Genomic DNA, 17,084 nt, shown 5'->3' on the forward strand with positions numbered 1-17,084 from the left:
TAATTACAGTATGATGTCGGCAATTTTAAAATAAGAATACAATGACTATGACAAGTGTAAGCATTATCCACAATCCTAGGTGCTCAAAAAGCAGACAGACGCTGGCTTTATTAGAAGAGCAAGGCTGTGATATTCAAGTCATTGAATATTTGAAAACACCTCTCTCGGCAGATGAAATCACCAGCGTACAAACCAAGCTTGGCGTACGTCCTAGACAAATGATGCGAGTAAAAGAGGATGAATACAAACAGCAAAATTTATCTGACGAAAGTTTAACAGATGCGCAGCTAATTCAAGCGATGGTCGACACTCCCAAGTTAATTGAACGACCCATTGTATTAGCCAACAATAAAGCGGCTATTGGTCGTCCCCCTGAAAATGTATTAGCAATTTTATAAGCGAGCACGCAAATGGAGTCATCCACCCTCTTTACACTTTGCCGCGCTGGATATGTCATTTTAGTTATATTGCTTGGCAGCTGGTTTATTCAACAAGGTATGTCAGGCGAATATTCAATGTTATTTAGTCTGCTATGGTTAGTGCCGTTGCTACTCCCTCTGAAAGGGATCTTGACGGGCAAGCCATACACCTACGCTTGGGCAAGTTTTATACTTTGTTTATATATGCTTCACGCCCTAACCTTACTTTATGTTACAGATACCAGTTTTATGTTTGCTCTGACTGAATCTCTCCTTATCGGCGCACTGTTAATTGGTTTTCCTTTTTACGCTAGAATTCGTGGTCGCGAATTAGGCCTTGGTCTTAAAAAGAAGAAAAAATAACACGTATCCCTAAAGGCTGGTTTGCTCCAGCCTTAACTCTTTACTTCATTTTAAAGCCTTTTCAAGGCTCACCATAGCAACAACTTTCAGTCAACTCTGAGCCAAAAAACTCTACGAAAAATGCCTACCGCGTCCATTACGCTTTTCAATCGGCACCAGAATCCGGCGCAACATATCATTAAAGTCTAGCCATAGCCCAATATTGGATTTTACGGCGTAAACCAGTGGCAGCTATCAATTTGAACTAACAATACTAGGACAAAGCAACTCGCACACGCGAATGACTTTTTCCCTCGCAGAATTCATTCAAACCTTCAAGGGCCAACACTGCTAGACGATTATCAACAGCGAGATAATCAGCAACAGCTCATCGCTGATCAATTATCAGCCATATATCCGTTAAGCCGCGAGATAATGGCGAACCTCGCCGATGTGAGTTTCAGAGCTAAAACTGCCGATAATACCCAAAAGGCCTATCGCCCAAGTGGTATAACATGCTTTTTCTCGACCGATACCGCACTTGATTACTATGCATATTCAACGCGTAGGGAAGATGCTGCGATGTTATTTGAAGAGCATGATGAATTATTGACTTTCAATACTACGAGACGTTGCAGTGACTGACGGGCCTGAAGTGACCACAGCGAAAGCATTAGTGCTGATTGAGGGCAAGAGGGAGAGTCGGTGATAATGCCCTGCTGTCACGCGCTGCATTCGTTATTGGGCAAATATTGCCAGAACTCGATAGTGTTGGCTTGGTGAGTCGCTTACTGCGGCCAAATCTCATTGTTCAAGGAGATAGCGGCTCTGAAAATTTAACGATTTCAGAAGCGATATCTAATTCAACCAATCGCGTATCACACCGAGTTGAAGTGGCAATCGACACCTCTTACGCGAAGAGTCGCTCAGTAGATGCAGTCCAAGTTGCAAAAAGCCCAGCAAACGCTGGGCTTTTTATCTTTAATATTTTGACTCAATGACAACGATTAAAGTCGTAGCATCTCTTTTATAAAAGGAATGGTCAGTTTACGTTGGTGAACCAATGATGCTTTATCCAGACGGTCTAACACATCAAACAAGGTTCTTAAGTCTCTGGCTAATCGATTCAGCAAAAAACGACCAACATCGTCAGTCAGCTGTAATCCGCGCATCGCGGCGCGGCGCTGCAGCGCTGCAAGCTTTTCATCATCAGCCATAGGCTGTAGTTGGTAGTTAAGACCCCACTGCATACGTGAGATGAGATCGGGTAACGAAAATCCGGTATCTCCCGGTGAAACACTGGCACTTAATACCAATGAACAGGTTTTTTGTTCGGATATTCGATTGTAAAGATCGAAAATAGCTTCTTCCCAAACGGGATGGCCTGCGATGGCATTGACATCATCAATACAGACTAAATCAATCTTTTCCAAACCTTCTAACAATGCAGGAGAGATACTGGCATGGATCCCTAATGGGATATAAAAGCTACTGCGTCCGAGCTCGTTAGCATGGGCACACGCTGCATGCATTAAATGAGTGCGACCAGACTTCTCTGGGCCCCAGATAAAAACAGCACCTTCAGCGAACCCTTCGGCGCAGGCTTGCAAACTCTGTATGAGTTGATCATTTCCAGCAGCTGGATAATAACTGTTAAAGGTTTCATCATCTGGTAGATGAACGGGTAATGATAATTGTAACGGTGAGTTTGATTTCACTCAGGAGTATCTCGACAACGCAGTATTCAGTTTAGGTGCACATGCTACCATGTGCACCTCCTAATTGGGAGCTATTGACCTTTCCAATAGTAGATCTGTGTCTGTTTCTCGACCTTGGTCATTGTTTCAAAGCTTGCATATTCGACTTCATCAGCAGTAATACTGCTGATGACTTCAATTCGCGGATCTAGCTTCATCAGGCGATGTAGGTCATCTTCATTACCAAATAGTGCGACGTTAAATTCAACGGTCATGCCTTCAATACGCGCAACGCTTACTGTTTTGATCGCGCTTAACTGATTAAGGTATTTTTCTATTTCAACCAACTGCTTCATTTGACTGACATCGGTAAACGCAACTTTAGCGGTCAACTTTTCACCTGAATCAGCGATCGCATATTGGCCCACATAATACTCACTCGCCGCTGCCGTTATCGCCGTTACAGCCTGTTCTACCGTCGAGACTTCACCATTAGCACTGATTAAGGGGGTGAGTTGACTCGCGTCATCAGCACGCTCTCTTGGATAAAGTGCCATTTGGTAACGTAATACAGCCCCTTGCGGTTCTATGGTCGCCATAATGAAATAGTTTGATTGATACCTTAATGACGCGTTGGCGACATTATCAGTAAACTGACCACGAATATCGTTAACACCAACCTGCATCGCATCATCTAAGTCCATTAAAGGGAACACTAAAGGCACACCACGATTAGCCGACTGTGTATTAAACGCATCACGAGTTGTCGACGAAGAGGCATCACTTAGAATACTTTTATCATCTTCTACATCTTCAACAAGCCACACTAAGGTTAATGGACGTTGCCTTCCCCAAACAGGCAAACCAGCTTGGCGTAATAGACTAATTAAACGTTTATGGTCGAAGTTAACTTGGATGAATAACTCACCGTCTAACTCTTGATACCCGTACTGGGTCATCAATGAACTGGCACTCGCTAACTGCTTAACAACATCTGGATGAGATAAAGCACTCCGGGTACCTGTATTTTTAAGCACAACTTCCTTGAAAGCCTGTTTAATCGCTTGGCTTCTCAAATTATTGGCTCTTGATTCAACAGCCACAAGGCTTTCATCAAGCTTACTCACTTCAGCGGCGGTAACAAGGGGAGGAATACTCGCGAATAGCGCAAATATCATCAAGTAACGACAAATAGATCTCAGCATACTTAGGCTTCAAAAACGACACGATTATGCAAATTGTACCACAGTAGCTGAGATTAGGAATTTTTATCAACAAGGCTTTATTGTAATAAGATCAGTATAGTTTGAGCTAAATCGCTTTATATTTTGCTGCATAAAGATATGATTGATAAGTTTATTTAAAATCAGAGAATAATAATGAAAAACCTTACACTGCCTTTGCAGGGGGCACAAATGTTGTTTGTCGCCTTTGGTGCGCTAGTATTGATGCCTTTATTGACAGGCTTAGATACCAATGTTGCATTATTTACTGCGGGGATCGGCACCTTAATCTTTCAATTAATTACCAAACGTCAAATTCCGATCTTCTTAGCATCTTCTTTCGCCTTTATTGCGCCCATTATGTATGGAGTACAAACATGGGGGATCCCTTCAACCATGGGTGGACTGATGGCCGCCGGCATGGTGTATGTATTATTAGCCACCGTTGTCAAAGTACGCGGCCCAGGCTTTATTAAACGTTTATTACCTCCAGTCGTTGTTGGTCCGGTGATTATCGTTATCGGATTGGGCTTAGCTCCTGTTGCGGTCAATATGGCCATCGGAAAAACGGGCGATGGTAGCTTAGTATTAATAGAGCAAAATACGGCGTTAATCATCTCTTTGGCCTCTTTGTTTACCACCATCGCGGTGGCAATATTTGCTAAAGGCATGTTAAAGCTAATGCCCATTTTGGCAGGTATCTCTGTTGGCTATGGCTTAAGTTTGGCATTTGGTATCGTAGATTTCTCAGCCGTGACCAACGCGAGCTGGATTGCCATGCCTAACTTTGTGGCTCCAGAATTTAACTGGCATGCGATCCTCTTTATGATCCCGGTAGCGATAGCACCAGCGGTAGAGCACATTGGTGATATTCTGGCGATATCCAACGTCACAGGAAAAGATTTTATCAAGAAACCAGGCCTACACAGAACACTCGCGGGTGATGGTTTTGCGACCATAGCCTCTTCTGCATTCGGTGGCCCACCAAACACCACCTATTCTGAAGTGACTGGCGCTGTAACCCTAACAAAAGCCTTTAATCCCGTGATCATGACATGGACTGCCATTACCGCCATTACTCTGGCCTTTGTCGGTAAATTGGGCGCCTTGATGCAAACTATCCCTGTCCCTGTGATGGGCGGTATTATGTGCTTACTATTCGGCTCAATCGCAGCAGTAGGGCTTAATTCTCTAATCAAAAATAACGTTGATATGAATGAACCGCGTAACTTAAGTATTGTAGGTGTGACCTTGGTTTTTGGTATTGGGGGGATGGCCTTTGGTATCGGTTCATTTAGCCTTACTGGGATCAGTTTATGCGGTATCGTAGCGATATTAATGAATCTTGTGCTTCCTGATAATGCAGCAGCACATAGCAAAATCATCAGTGAAGAGATTGACCAGATTTAGGTCACTGAGTTTACATTCTTCATAAAAACCTAAAAACCCCATCAATAAAAAAGCCCTGAATATCTAAAATATTCAGGGCTTTTCTTTAACAAACTGAAGATTAGCTACTCGCTTGCTCATCTTCCGTTTTATGTTTTGCAGCCGTTTCCTTGATAAGGGTCTGTAACTCGCCCTTTTGGAACATTTCAGTAAGGATATCGCACCCACCGATCAGCTCGCCTTCGATCCACAATTGTGGAAAAGTCGGCCAGTTAGCGTATTTAGGCAGCTCGCTACGAATATCTGGGTGCAGAAGAATATCAACGAAAGCAAATTGCGCTTCACAATTAATCATGATCTGCGCGACTTGAGAAGAAAAACCACAGCTCGGTAACTTTGGTGAGCCTTTCATGTAAACGATAATTGGATTCTCAGCTATTTGCTGCTTGATTTTTTCAACTGTTTCCATTTTTATTTCCTGAGTTATACAACATTGCAATTTAGCTATTGTACGCCAGTATAGTACAGAACAAAAACCTACTTTTAGTAAGGACAATTGCTAATAGATATAATCGATTGAGGTAATCGACCAATTCGAATAAACAATGATACACTTCACAAGTTTATTAGGTAAAATGTCTCGCAGTGAGCAAGAACGCATAAAACAACAATCTAGAGTTAACGGAGAAAACTAATGGCTTTCGAATTACCAGCATTACCTTACGCAAAAAACGCACTTGAGCCGCATATCTCAGAAGAAACAATCAACTACCATTACGGTAAGCATCACAACACTTACGTTGTAAAGCTTAACGGCCTAGTTGAAGGAACTGACCTTGCACAGAAGAGCCTAGAAGAGATCATCAAGACCTCTACTGGTGGTATCTTCAACAACGCAGCTCAAATCTGGAATCACACTTTTTACTGGAACTGCCTATCACCAAATGGTGGCGGAGAAGCAACTGGACCAGTAGCTGACGCTATTGTTGCAGCTTTTGGTTCTTTTGAAGCATTTAAAGCACAGTTTACAGATTCTGCAGTTAACAACTTCGGTAGCGCTTGGACTTGGTTAGTGAAGAAAGCTGATGGTACTGTTGCAATCGTTAATACTAGCAATGCAGCGACTCCACTAACTGATGAAACTGTTACGCCAATCATGACTGTTGATGTTTGGGAACATGCTTATTATATCGATTACCGCAATGTTCGCCCTGACTACATGGCTCACTTCTGGCAACTAATTAACTGGGAATTTGTTAACGCAAACTTCGCTGGTTAATAGCAAGTCTCTTTCAACGCAAATACTGTTGAAAATGGACTAAATACAAAATCCGAGCTCTTTCAGAGGTCGGATTTTTTTATACCTGCCTATGGTCCCCACTGACCTTAATCGTGCACTTTTTACTGTGCTAAATTATAGCGGCAGCTTATAAGTGCGAATGATGAAACCTAACTATACAAGCAACTTGAAGGTATACCTCGACTTATAACTGTGATTTAAAACCAGTCTTCAAGTGTCGTTAGGCTGACAATGTTAGTGAACTACATTCAATAAAAACTGCGTTTACTGACGTCATAAAACGAATGGATAGCCACTAAGGCGCTAAAACAAAAATGCCGATAAGCAAAGCGTATCGGCATTTATATTCAGGGCAAATGATTCAATCGCCCCCTTTAACTTTACTTACGTTAAAACTTATACAGTACTGGTGCCATTGCAGGGGTTGTAGATTCAGTTGCTCGCCCTGAAAATATTGCCTGTAAGTAATAACCCTTTTCTATAGCGGATGCCATATCAGCAGTAATGCTAAATTTTACGTTTTGCGTTTTACCCGCTGCCATCACTGTTTCACGTAATGCTTGAGTAAACATCATCTCATTAGACCAAGCCCATACTTTTTTGCCTGCTGAATTAAACAGCCATAGGTCAGCAGTCATTCCTGAACGAAACATCAGTGGTACACCATGTGATTGATTATTGGTATATTGCAAGGTTACTTTCATTGCACTACCTGCAACACGATCTACAATCAGCTTGCCATCAAACAAGCTTTTGGCGATAAGCTTAGCCTTCATATCATCACTCTTATCGATTGGAGTAATAATCGCTGGCGACACCTTTGCATTACTCGATGCTTTTGTCATCTCTGCGACCTCTACCGAACTGTGACTCGTCGCGCCCTGTGAGCACCCCAAAGCACTTAATACCACTAAACCTAATCCTGCTTTATGTAACATCAAAATCCTCCGAATTTTTTAAATAAGCTGTCTTTCAGCTTATTGGTTTCATCTTTTAGCTTTGAATCAAACAAGGCTTTAGTATCTAACGAAAATTTAGGCTCTGACATTGTCCCGCTTATTGCAAATGGGATCTCAACACCGTATAGCGCATCGCGTTCATTGCCTCCTTGCCCTTCCAGCGAGCCAACGACCGACGTGGTCAACCTGTAATCTAACGCTTCGTTGATGACATTAGCGGTCCCCGCTCCCGTAAGTCGTATGAGAGGGGACGCCATATGAAGGTCTGGATTTGAGACAAGCCCTTTGGCGACCTTAAAGGACCCCGTCATACTGGTGAAGTCAGTCTTTTGTTCTGTTGAGTCACTTGGTGACATATCACCGCCAAGTTTGGCTTTTGCATCGCGGATCATTTGTGGAATATTTACGCCATGAATAGCACCATCGGCAATTTCAAATTTTCCATTTGCAAGCAAGTTCTTTTTCAAATTATCAGGGAGCAAACTCTTGCCCTTACCTGCAACATTAAAGTTAGCCGTACCATCGAGCATATCAATTTCAGCAGCATCCACTAATAATGCACGAATATCGACACCGCTCAAGCGTTTGTCAAATTGATACTGTGCCACTTTATTTCGGCCATCGAGTTTTGCCGACGCCTTTATCGTTCCTCCATATAAATCGGCAGATAACTGGCTGATATTGGCAACACCTTGCTTCATGACCATTTTAAATACCCAGTTTTGAGTTTTTAAATTGGCTACTTTTACTGATTTAACATTAACGTTGATATCTAAGTTAACTGTTTTCATTGCCGTTAAATCTGGTTCAACGGCAGCCGCATTAGATGGACTGGTCTGTTTTTGAGTTGCAGCACCCTCCTCTTGTTTTGGCAATAAACGATCTATATCAATATCTCCAATATCAAGCTTGGCAACGACAGAGGGGACTTTCGCCCCATACGCAATATCGACTTTACCTGATGCATTAATATCAGCGGCACTGAAACTGGCTAACACTAAGCTCATTGTTTGCTTATCTAACGCCATTTCAAGCGACGTATTGATGTCAGCTTTTAAGGAGCCATTTGGAATACTGTTACCGGTAATGAGGTTTGTCACCACAAAATCGTTAATCGTCACATGTTGTAGATCTTGGGAAACTCTAATTTGGCCTTCACCACTGCTGTCTAGATTAAGATCGGGTAATGACGCGGATAACTCATATTGTAATGTCGCAAACTGATCTAGCTGAAAGCGCCCTAGCGTTAATGACTTGAGTGACAACACTTGTGTCGCGTTTGTTTGATGGTCAAAATTACTGATTTTGGTATTGGTGATTGAAATGCCACCAATATCTAATGTTGATAAGGTTGCACTTGATGTCGCACCGTCACTGGATTGTGGTTGAGCGCTATCGCTAGCCTGCCCAGTAAGCCCGTCAAAACTGGTTCGACCGTCTTTTTGAGTTTCTAACGCCAATGTCAATCCATCTAAGTTTAGCTGGGAGATCTCTACCTCTTTCTTTAGCAAAGGCATTAACGCCACTTCAGCGACGACTTCATTGATTGAAACCATGGCTGCATTTTCAAACCCTGCTGGATTTGAAAGTGTGATCCCCCCGAGCTTGATCCCTAAACTAGGAAAGAAGGTCCACGATAGATCACTGCTTATTGCCAAATTACGACCTGTTTTATCTTTAACCACATCGACAATTTGAGGTTTAAAATCATTTGGGTCAAAAATTAAGGTGATATATAACACCAACGCTGCAACTAAACCTAAGATTGCTACAAAAAACCATTTTAAAAATTTCATGACAGATTCCATCTGAATAATAAAAAGCGATTACTATAAATTTAGCACGGATAAATCTAAAGCATGATGAGATATTGCGATCCCGTTCAGATCAGCATATACAAATGAGTGTGGAGAAATAATGACACCGTATATTTCTACCGCGATATTAATCTCCCCAAGCCCTTTCTTAACTGTTTTAATTGGGTTAGCCCCAATTGCTTGTATGCCAATATCCATAGTCTTAAGCGCAGCCACATCTCGAACGCAGCCAAAAATAACAATACCTTGCCAACCATTATCTTCGGCACTTTTTGCGATCATATCGCCTAGCAATGCACTGTCGGTTATTCCTTGCCCATCGACAACAAGCACCTTACCTTTACCATTTTTCGATAACACTTCTTTTACTAATGAGTTATCTTTAAAGCATTTAACGGTTACAACTTCACCCCAGAAACAATCTTGTTTACCAAAAGACTTAAACATGGGGGGAAGCAGTGACAAACGTTCAGCATATGAATCAAATAAATCAGGTAATAGATCTTGCATCAGCGGTTCCTTGCTTTAAAAGCGTTAACTCATATTAACTAGACTGACAGGTCATTAAGCTAAACCCAAGTAAATAGTTGTCCTTTTATACTAAAAATGACGTTTTTCCTTTTACAGATATAGATTACAAACTATAATCTATATCAATGTCTACTTTTAGACGCGAATCTTGTTAACCTCGGACTCCTATGAAAGAAAATCTTGATTTAGAAAATGCCATCGCAGCTTTAGACCAATACGGTTATGATAAAAAAACCAGCAGCGACCTTGAGCAAGCTCGTAATAAGCCACAAATGCTAAAATATATTGATTCGCTTGATTTTAACTTACGACGTTTACTTATTTTACAAGAGGCTGTGAGTGAACTTGTTGATAATGAAAAAAGATTACTTGCTCAGCAAGAAAGCATTCAAACATATAAAACAAAAATAATTAATCTTTCTCGTCAATTCAATATCTCTTACGATGACGTCATCCAAATCATGAGACAACAAGAAAGCGCATAAAAATAATCCGTGTGATTTTCCACTCATTAATGATTGTGATGTTATAGAAGCACTGCGATATGTATCTCAATCCTCAGTTATTCGTTGAATAAATTGCGCCATTAAACATTCGCAAAACGCCTACGGATGGGCGCCAGCGACACATCGGCTACAAATATCGTTCTTATATGAGATCAATATTCAATAGAACCAGTACTAAGCTACTGCAATAGCCATTTTCGGTGATGATCAACAGCATAATTGATACTGCTTCAAGACATTAATAGCGTTACGTCTTATTCATGCCTATAAAAAAGGCCAGGCATTTATCAATACCCAGCCTCTTTGAACTAGAGATGTTAAGATTCAGGATTTATTACTCTGCCTTTAAACTTACTTTTAACAGATAACTGTTTCCACCAACGTGACTTTTTCAATCTTATTCCTAACAGTAAACCCATTATTATAAAATATAGTATCGGTTCTATAATCTCAGATTTTACCGACCAATAAAAATGTATTGGAATAAGTAAGGCTATTAGGTAAATAGCATTATGCAGCTTTTGCCAGCGTCTCCCCATTTTTCGCATAACGGTTTTAAACGAAGTAAACGCCAGTGCAGTTAGGAGTAAATAAGCTGCTGCTCCCACTAGAATGTAAGGTCGCTTTAGCACTTCTTCAAAAAATAGTCCCCACGCAAACAATAAGTCTAGGCTAAAAAAAGCCAGTATATGCAGGCTTGCGTACGCAAATACATAAAGGCCCACAAGCCGCCTTGTTTGCAATAACATGCCTTGCTTAAACTTTTTGGCAATAGGCGATATCAACAACGTAGCAATCAATGCGTTGAGGGCGCCAACGCCCGTGTAGTGGATGATGTATTGCACTGGGTCGCCGCCAGCCTTATCATTTAATACCAATAACACCAAATAGATAATAGGTAACAATCCGATACAATGCATCAAGCCTTTAAGCCAAAACAGCGAGCGAGCGGTTAATCTAAATTGTTTATTCTTCATCAAACCCTCTCACTAAAAGTTTCTTTTTAGGTCTAGCCCTTCATATAAACCAGATACTAAATCACCATAACCGTTAAAAGGAAGTGTGGGGATCCTTTTCGCTGAAAACAGTCCTCCTTCTGCAATGCGTCGTTCTGACGCTTGTGACCATCGAGGATGATCCACTTCTGGATTCACATTCGCATAAAAACCATATTCACTCGCAGCCAAGAGGTTCCAAGAAGATTTGGGTCTACTATCGGTAACACGAATTCGAACAATAGATTTAATGCTTTTAAAACCATATTTCCAAGGCACAACTAATCTGATTGGCGCTCCGTTTTGTGGCGGCAACGTTTTACCATACAAACCCACAGACATAAACGTAAGGTCGGTCATCGCTTCCGCTAATGTGAGGCCTTCAACATAGGGATAGTTTATTCCACCACCGCTATAACGATTCTTTTGTCCTGGCATTTGTTCAGGGTCATACAGTGTTTCAAACGCGACGTGAGTTGCATTGCTTTTGACACCCGCCTTTTTTAATAGATTGGCCAATGAAAAACCTACCCACGGGATCACCATTGACCATGCCTCAACACATCTAAAGTTGTAGATCCGCTCCTCTAACGGAAACATCTTTAAAATGTCGTCATAATCCAATGTCAAAGGGGTATCAACTTCACCATCAATCACTAACTGCCAAGGATTAACCCTTAAGCCCTGCGCATTTTCGACAGGATCCGTCTTACTGGTACCAAACTCATAGAAATTGTTATGTGATATCACCTTATTTTCAGGTGTCAGCTCACCATAAAGCAGATGATCGTATTCAGTCTGTTTCGCATGTGGCAAGGCTACGCGTGCAAAGGCCGCTTTTTCCTCTTCGCTAGAGAAAAGATCAAACACCCCCGCGTTAGCATGGGAAGAAAGCAAGGCTCCCGCGCCCACAAACCCCATCTGCTTCAAAATACGTCTTCTGTCGTGGTAAACCTCTTCAGGTGTCACATCACAATCTTTAAATTTGTCCCATGCAGCTTTCTTAATTATATTCATTGGCCGCTATCCTCTAGATCCGTCAAATTAAAACACTTAAATAATCAGACCGCGCTATTGTGTAAAAGATTTCGTAACCGTTAAAACATTACATTTCATTAACAGCTGATTACGTCTGCAGCACTCATCTTATACTTGATGTACTTAAGCTTGCAGTGTTTAAAGCAGCATGCCACTCTACGGTTTTCATCAACCATGTTAAGAGCCTTCTCACATGCCTTTAAATATCGCTTTTTCTACTCCTGAGATTATCATCATAATCGCAATCGCGTTTCTTTCTATTTTAATCGGTGCTCTTTTTAACCAACGTAAAACGCGCATTAAATGGGAATACGTTCGTAAACAGCTAACAGATGACATTGAACTGACGAAAGTTGAACTCAATTCAGAGATTTTAGAACTAAAACAGTCGCTACATCAAAAAGATGATCAATTAAGTCATTTGCAAGAAAAATTAGAATATCGCATAGAGCAACTGGGTAAGGCACAAGCACAAGCAGAAAGAGCTCCCGAGCTTGAACAAGCGTTAAGCGATAATCAGCGCAAGCAAATGGAAACCCAATTAGCCCTGTCTAAATCCAATGCTATGCAACAAACCATCACGGCACGCTATGATGCGGAGCAGCAAGCGCTTAACGATAAAATTCAATTACTAGAAGATACAGAGATTAGGCTTAATGCTCAGTTTGAAAATCTAGCCACTAAAATATTTGAAGCAAGAAGCGAGAAACTGCAAACCCAGAACAATCAGCAGCTTGACAGCGTGCTAGCGCCCTTCAAACAACAGCTAGAAGGGTTCAGAGTCCAAGTTCAAACCTCTTATGCCCATGAACAAAACCAGCGCAGCGCTTTAAAACACCAATTAGACTCTTTAACTGAACTCAATCTCAAAATGAGCCAAGACGCTATTAACCTTACCAAAGCGTTAAAGGGCGATAACAAGCAACAGGGTAACTGGGGTGAGGTTATTTTAGAGCGAGTATTACAAGAAAGCGGGCTACGCGAAGGACATGAGTATGACACTCAAGCCGAACTAAAAAACGATGATGGCAAACGCTTTAAGCCCGATGTCATTGTGCACCTGCCTGAGAATAAAGACGTTGTTATCGACGCAAAAATGTCATTGGTTGCTTATGAGCGCTATTTTAACAGTGACGATGATGTAGTGCGCGCTCAAGCTATTAAAGAACACATTGTATCGGTTAGAGCTCATATTAAAGGATTAAGCCACAAGGATTATCAAAAGCTACACGGTTTAACTAGCTTAGATTATGTATTGATGTTTATTCCGCTGGAACCGGCATTTTTACTCGCGTTAGAGCATGATCCAAGTTTAGTTAATTATGCGCTTGATAGTAATATCATGCTGGTGAGTCCTACCAATTTATTAGTGGCACTTAGAACCATCCATAATATTTGGCGTTACGAGTATCAGAATCAAAATGCGCAGTTGATAGCAAAGCAAGCAGGGAAAATTTACGACAAGTTATGTGGGTTCCTAGAAGACATGGAAAAAATCGGTCGCTCTCTGGAGTCTGCTGATAAAAATTATAACAATGCCATGAACAAACTCGCATCCGGTAAAGGTAACGTTATACGTCAAGCTCACCAAATGCAGCTACTCGGAGTCGAAACCAGTAAAAAAGTCGATACCCAGTTGCTGGATAAAGCGCTAAGCTTATCTCAAGATGAAATCATCTCGCAATAAATAGAGAAACATATCTTGCAATAGGGACATTGAAAGAGGATTTAAGCAGATGCACAAGCAATTACGAGGCATTTTATTCGCGGTTATAACGTTCATTTCCTACCCTATTACTGCTGCTCAGGCGTTAACGCCTGAGCAGCAACTTTACCTCGATGCCAAACAAGCACTCGATAAAAAAAAGCTAAATACTTATCAACAATTACGCGATAAATTAGCAGATTACCCTTTAGCTATCTATCTGGATTTTAACAAAAATATCGAATCGATATTAAAACAACCCGGTAGTAAAGCAGCAGAATCTTTCCTCCAATTTGACGGTAGTCCTTTATATAACACTGCTCGTTCTCGATATTTAACCCGCAGTGGCAAACAAAAACGCTGGAATGACTTTCTGGCTGTTAGCCCCGAAAGACCCAATAACATCTCATTGCAATGCTATTTTTATCGTGCCCAATTACAAAAAGGCGACAAGCAGCAAGCCTACAAAGGTGCAGGCGAGCTTTGGCTTTATGGCCGTTCACGTCCAAAAGAGTGTGATCCACTGTTTATGGAGTGGAAAAAAGCAGGTTTTCAGACTCAAGAGATGATTTGGTCAAGAATGCTGCTCAGTTTTAAGCAAGGTCAATACGGCCTATTAAGCTACCTATCTAGAAAAGTCACCAGTAATAAGCAAGCCGCTGAGCGTCTAGTGAATGTCTATAAAGATCCTCGTAGCCTTCGTCACACCTCAAGATTTAGTGGGAAAGCCAAGATAAACGCGACAATTGTAGATTTTGGTCTGCGACGTTTAGCAAAAAAAGATTTAAAGCAAGCGGTTAAGCTATATGCTAAATATCAAAAAGCGGATCGTTTTAGCGATTATAAAGGACGCCAACTTAGCCGTTACCTCGTCCGTAGAGCCTTAATTTACCAGACTGAAGAGCTAAAGAGTTTTGTCGATACTATGTTACCGCTGCTTGATAGTGACGATTTAGTTGAGATGCGATTGCGTTGGGCACTAAGAACAAATGAACGCACTCAATTTGAACAATTTGTCCCTTTGCTCAGTAAAGAAAAACAAAATACCGCTCGCTGGACATATTGGCGCGCAAATATTTTGCTCAATAGTGACAATAAGCAAAACCAACAAAAGGCTCAAAAACTATTATTATCACTAAGCCAACAACGTAATTTTTATGGCTTTTTAGCGGCAAATGCTATTAAGGTCCCCGTTCAGGTACAACATCAACCGACTCTTAGTGTTTTAGCTCGTCAAAGCAAGATTGGTACTGATAAAGGGCTAGCGCGTGTCACGGAACTATTAGCGCTAGACAAACAGTCAGATGCCCGTGCTGAATGGGTTATGTTATTAAATCGATACGATAAAGCCATGCAAAAAGAGTACGCTGTCTATGCTATTTCACAACAATGGCACAGCCTAGGTGTGCAAGCGAGTATCCAAGCTAAATTATGGAACGATATGGATATGCGCTTCCCTTATGCGGCTCAATCTTCATTTACCAATGCCAGTAAAAAGTATCACGTCGATATTGATGAAATACGCGCCATAGCAAGGCGTGAAAGTGCTTATTACCCCAATGCCACCTCAGGTGTCGGCGCAAGAGGTTACATGCAGCTCATGCCAACTACAGCCAAACAGACCGCAAAAAAAGCCAAGCTGAACTACCGCGGTACCCGTAGCCTTTACGATGAGAAACTTAATATTGCCTTGGGCAGTGCCTACTATTCAGGTTTACTTAAACAGTTCGATAATAATAGAGTTCTAGCCACTGCATCCTATAATGCAGGGCCACACCGGATTAAGGGGTGGCTTAAAAAGAGCGACGCGCAGCTCGATGCTGTGAGTTTTATTGAGTCTATCCCGTTCACTGAAACAAGAGAATATGTACAAGCCGTGCTAAGTTATCGAATTATCTATCAAGTAAAGCAAGGTAAAATACCCGAATTACTTTCTAAAGATGAACTCGATTTTGAGTACTAAATCATAAATACTTAGAATGAATCGCAGCTAAGCGGCTTCCATTTAGGGACCGGCATTTAACGACTGTAATTTAAGCACTGACACTTTTGCATGCGCATCAACCTAAGCGTATTACCGTACTCATGAGGGCCCTTACATAGCGTTCTCATCCATCCAAGTGTTGTAAATCAATCCTTGAACAAGCCTATAGTTTCTAGTCTAACCACTTATAAGTGTCTATAAATAAGCCACTTAAATATTATTTCCATTCTGTTTACCTCAATACATGATAGTGTTAACAATTATCATTTCACATGGAAGCGCTACGATTGGAAAGTACTATTTTTGAGCTAACGGGCCTACATTTAAGTGCAGAGTTTCAACCTCTGTTAAATCCTCACAACAATGAAATCTACGGTTATGAAGCGCTTTCACGTTTTTATAACCAAGACGGCATACCAATAGCGCCCAATATTGTGTTTGAAGAATTACATGCTCATCATGAGTTACTCAGCAATGTTGAAATGGCGGCGAAATCTTTCCAGTTTAAGCATGCACCTAAAGAGGGTGTGCTCTTCGTTAATATTGACCCTCATGCGGTTGAATTTAATACTCCTGACATGCTGTCTTTACTTAGGCAGAAACACAATATCTGCGTTGAGATAATTGAGAATACCTGTATAAATGATGCACACCTAGCCACAAGCTTTATCAAACAATTGCTGAAATATGATATTCCCGTCGGTTTAGATGACGTTGGTGCCCCCCACTCCATGCTTTCAATCGATTTAGTAAGCCAAGTTAGCTGCCTGAAATTTGATAAATACTGGCTAGAAACCGCTAAAGATCCTCAATATCACCATCTCATTACCGCCCTATTAAGTTTTGCAAAAAAAACTAATAAACTCACCGTTCTAGAAGGTATCGAAACTGAGGAACAACTGTTATTTGCCCAGCAGATTGGCGTCGATTTAGTACAAGGATTCCTGTTTAAACCCCTGTTTATTTCAGCGGATAAAAAAGTGTTACTGGCACCCTTGATAGAGTCATCTCAGCAACAGCCAATCATTAGTTAACCCCGAACCGGCATTCTATGGCTAACAAGATTTTAATTAGCCTAGTCCAAATAATAGAGTGGAAAGCAAGAGGATTTTCCACCATAGTCATGGTGAAGCTTAATTCGCCAGCGAACAATAGCTTCAGCAGTTTATTATTGGCATC

The 17,084-nt window shown here is 41.3% G+C and carries 18 protein-coding genes; 10 read left to right on the forward strand and 8 right to left on the reverse strand.

Going from position 1 to position 17,084, the window contains the following annotated elements:
• Window positions 1-47 precede the first annotated feature (47 nt).
• The 4 genes from arsC to CXF83_RS13605 all read left to right on the forward strand — a co-directional run bounded on the left by arsC (window position 48) and on the right by CXF83_RS13605 (window position 1,762).
• Window positions 48-398 (forward strand): arsenate reductase (glutaredoxin), encoded by a 351-nt coding sequence (arsC, locus tag CXF83_RS13590; RefSeq protein WP_101091229.1) that lies wholly within the window; start codon window positions 48-50, stop codon window positions 396-398.
• Between the two features lie 12 nt (window positions 399-410).
• Entirely contained in the window at window positions 411-782 is a 372-nt protein-coding gene (locus tag CXF83_RS13595; protein ID WP_101090969.1) for a DUF2069 domain-containing protein, read from the forward strand.
• 414 nt (window positions 783-1,196) lie between these two features.
• On the forward strand, window positions 1,197-1,406 hold the full coding sequence (locus CXF83_RS13600) for a hypothetical protein (protein WP_101090970.1): 210 nt from the start codon (window positions 1,197-1,199) through the stop codon (window positions 1,404-1,406).
• 38 nt (window positions 1,407-1,444) lie between these two features.
• A complete protein-coding gene (locus CXF83_RS13605) occupies window positions 1,445-1,762 on the forward strand; it encodes a hypothetical protein (protein WP_101090971.1) in 318 nt (105 codons plus the stop codon).
• Window positions 1,763-1,768: 6 nt separating this feature from the next.
• Here CXF83_RS13605 and hda read toward each other — a convergent pair whose 3' ends face one another.
• Complete coding sequence (hda, locus tag CXF83_RS13610) at window positions 1,769-2,479, reverse strand: DnaA inactivator Hda (RefSeq protein ID WP_101090972.1); 711 nt, start codon at window positions 2,477-2,479, stop codon at window positions 1,769-1,771.
• A 71-nt stretch (window positions 2,480-2,550) separates the two neighbouring features.
• Window positions 2,551-3,663, reverse strand: coding sequence for a DUF2066 domain-containing protein (locus CXF83_RS13615; protein ID WP_101090973.1), 1,113 nt, complete (start codon window positions 3,661-3,663; stop codon window positions 2,551-2,553).
• A 174-nt stretch (window positions 3,664-3,837) separates the two neighbouring features.
• Between CXF83_RS13615 and CXF83_RS13620 the strand changes: the two genes are divergently transcribed.
• Complete coding sequence (locus tag CXF83_RS13620; protein WP_101090974.1) at window positions 3,838-5,091, forward strand: uracil-xanthine permease family protein; 1,254 nt, start codon at window positions 3,838-3,840, stop codon at window positions 5,089-5,091.
• A 100-nt stretch (window positions 5,092-5,191) separates the two neighbouring features.
• On the opposite strand, the gene grxD is transcribed toward CXF83_RS13620, so the two are convergent.
• Window positions 5,192-5,539 carry a Grx4 family monothiol glutaredoxin gene (gene grxD / locus CXF83_RS13625; protein WP_101090975.1) on the reverse strand — a complete coding sequence of 116 codons (348 nt, stop codon included), beginning with the start codon at window positions 5,537-5,539 and terminating at the stop codon, window positions 5,192-5,194.
• Window positions 5,540-5,764: 225 nt separating this feature from the next.
• Here grxD and sodB point away from each other — a divergent pair, with 225 nt between their 5' ends.
• A complete protein-coding gene (sodB, locus tag CXF83_RS13630; protein WP_101090976.1) occupies window positions 5,765-6,349 on the forward strand; it encodes a superoxide dismutase [Fe] in 585 nt (194 codons plus the stop codon).
• Window positions 6,350-6,759: 410 nt separating this feature from the next.
• On the opposite strand, the gene CXF83_RS13635 is transcribed toward sodB, so the two are convergent.
• The 3 genes from CXF83_RS13635 to CXF83_RS13645 are packed head-to-tail and all read right to left on the reverse strand — an operon-like array spanning window position 6,760 to window position 9,656.
• A complete protein-coding gene (locus CXF83_RS13635; protein WP_101090977.1) occupies window positions 6,760-7,308 on the reverse strand; it encodes a BsuPI-related putative proteinase inhibitor in 549 nt (182 codons plus the stop codon).
• Window positions 7,308-9,125 carry an AsmA family protein gene (locus CXF83_RS13640; protein WP_101090978.1) on the reverse strand — a complete coding sequence of 606 codons (1,818 nt, stop codon included), beginning with the start codon at window positions 9,123-9,125 and terminating at the stop codon, window positions 7,308-7,310. The genes CXF83_RS13635 and CXF83_RS13640 overlap by 1 nt, the downstream gene beginning before the upstream one ends.
• A gap of 33 nt (window positions 9,126-9,158) precedes the next feature.
• Window positions 9,159-9,656, reverse strand: a complete 498-nt coding sequence (locus CXF83_RS13645; protein WP_101090979.1) for a putative 4-hydroxy-4-methyl-2-oxoglutarate aldolase — start codon at window positions 9,654-9,656, stop codon at window positions 9,159-9,161.
• A 188-nt stretch (window positions 9,657-9,844) separates the two neighbouring features.
• On the opposite strand from CXF83_RS13645, the gene CXF83_RS13650 reads away from it, so the two are divergent.
• On the forward strand, window positions 9,845-10,162 hold the full coding sequence (locus CXF83_RS13650; protein ID WP_101090980.1) for a hypothetical protein: 318 nt from the start codon (window positions 9,845-9,847) through the stop codon (window positions 10,160-10,162).
• A gap of 338 nt (window positions 10,163-10,500) precedes the next feature.
• Here CXF83_RS13650 and msrQ read toward each other — a convergent pair whose 3' ends face one another.
• Both msrQ and msrP read right to left on the reverse strand, forming a co-directional pair.
• Complete coding sequence (msrQ, locus tag CXF83_RS13655; protein ID WP_101090981.1) at window positions 10,501-11,160, reverse strand: protein-methionine-sulfoxide reductase heme-binding subunit MsrQ; 660 nt, start codon at window positions 11,158-11,160, stop codon at window positions 10,501-10,503.
• A gap of 12 nt (window positions 11,161-11,172) precedes the next feature.
• Window positions 11,173-12,195: a protein-methionine-sulfoxide reductase catalytic subunit MsrP gene (gene msrP, locus CXF83_RS13660; RefSeq protein ID WP_101090982.1), complete on the reverse strand. Its 1,023-nt coding sequence runs from the start codon at window positions 12,193-12,195 to the stop codon at window positions 11,173-11,175.
• A 214-nt stretch (window positions 12,196-12,409) separates the two neighbouring features.
• Here msrP and rmuC point away from each other — a divergent pair, with 214 nt between their 5' ends.
• The 3 genes from rmuC to CXF83_RS13675 all read left to right on the forward strand — a co-directional run bounded on the left by rmuC (window position 12,410) and on the right by CXF83_RS13675 (window position 16,939).
• On the forward strand, window positions 12,410-13,903 hold the full coding sequence (gene rmuC / locus CXF83_RS13665) for a DNA recombination protein RmuC (protein ID WP_101090983.1): 1,494 nt from the start codon (window positions 12,410-12,412) through the stop codon (window positions 13,901-13,903).
• Window positions 13,904-13,952: 49 nt separating this feature from the next.
• Window positions 13,953-15,884 carry a transglycosylase SLT domain-containing protein gene (locus CXF83_RS13670; RefSeq protein WP_101090984.1) on the forward strand — a complete coding sequence of 644 codons (1,932 nt, stop codon included), beginning with the start codon at window positions 13,953-13,955 and terminating at the stop codon, window positions 15,882-15,884.
• Between the two features lie 320 nt (window positions 15,885-16,204).
• Window positions 16,205-16,939, forward strand: coding sequence for an EAL domain-containing protein (locus CXF83_RS13675; RefSeq protein WP_101091230.1), 735 nt, complete (start codon window positions 16,205-16,207; stop codon window positions 16,937-16,939).
• Window positions 16,940-17,084: the final 145 nt, after the last annotated feature.

This window comes from Shewanella sp. Choline-02u-19 (assembly GCF_002836205.1).
Taxonomy (GTDB): Bacteria; Pseudomonadota; Gammaproteobacteria; order Enterobacterales; family Shewanellaceae; genus Shewanella.

What these genes read in the sequence shown, in the direction of transcription:
- arsC (WP_101091229.1), top strand. Translation starts at nt 48, where the DNA reads ATGACAAGTGTAAGCATTATCCACAATCCTAGGTGCTCAAAAAGCAGA.
- CXF83_RS13595 (WP_101090969.1), top strand. Translation starts at nt 411, where the DNA reads ATGGAGTCATCCACCCTCTTTACACTTTGCCGCGCTGGATATGTCATT.
- CXF83_RS13600 (WP_101090970.1), top strand. Translation starts at nt 1,197, where the DNA reads ATGGCGAACCTCGCCGATGTGAGTTTCAGAGCTAAAACTGCCGATAAT.
- CXF83_RS13615 (WP_101090973.1), bottom strand. Translation starts at nt 3,663, where the DNA reads ATGCTGAGATCTATTTGTCGTTACTTGATGATATTTGCGCTATTCGCG.
- CXF83_RS13620 (WP_101090974.1), top strand. Translation starts at nt 3,838, where the DNA reads ATGAAAAACCTTACACTGCCTTTGCAGGGGGCACAAATGTTGTTTGTC.
- grxD (WP_101090975.1), bottom strand. Translation starts at nt 5,539, where the DNA reads ATGGAAACAGTTGAAAAAATCAAGCAGCAAATAGCTGAGAATCCAATT.
- sodB (WP_101090976.1), top strand. Translation starts at nt 5,765, where the DNA reads ATGGCTTTCGAATTACCAGCATTACCTTACGCAAAAAACGCACTTGAG.
- CXF83_RS13635 (WP_101090977.1), bottom strand. Translation starts at nt 7,308, where the DNA reads ATGTTACATAAAGCAGGATTAGGTTTAGTGGTATTAAGTGCTTTGGGG.
- CXF83_RS13640 (WP_101090978.1), bottom strand. Translation starts at nt 9,125, where the DNA reads ATGAAATTTTTAAAATGGTTTTTTGTAGCAATCTTAGGTTTAGTTGCA.
- CXF83_RS13645 (WP_101090979.1), bottom strand. Translation starts at nt 9,656, where the DNA reads ATGCAAGATCTATTACCTGATTTATTTGATTCATATGCTGAACGTTTG.
- CXF83_RS13650 (WP_101090980.1), top strand. Translation starts at nt 9,845, where the DNA reads ATGAAAGAAAATCTTGATTTAGAAAATGCCATCGCAGCTTTAGACCAA.
- msrQ (WP_101090981.1), bottom strand. Translation starts at nt 11,160, where the DNA reads ATGAAGAATAAACAATTTAGATTAACCGCTCGCTCGCTGTTTTGGCTT.
- msrP (WP_101090982.1), bottom strand. Translation starts at nt 12,195, where the DNA reads ATGAATATAATTAAGAAAGCTGCATGGGACAAATTTAAAGATTGTGAT.
- rmuC (WP_101090983.1), top strand. Translation starts at nt 12,410, where the DNA reads ATGCCTTTAAATATCGCTTTTTCTACTCCTGAGATTATCATCATAATC.
- CXF83_RS13670 (WP_101090984.1), top strand. Translation starts at nt 13,953, where the DNA reads ATGCACAAGCAATTACGAGGCATTTTATTCGCGGTTATAACGTTCATT.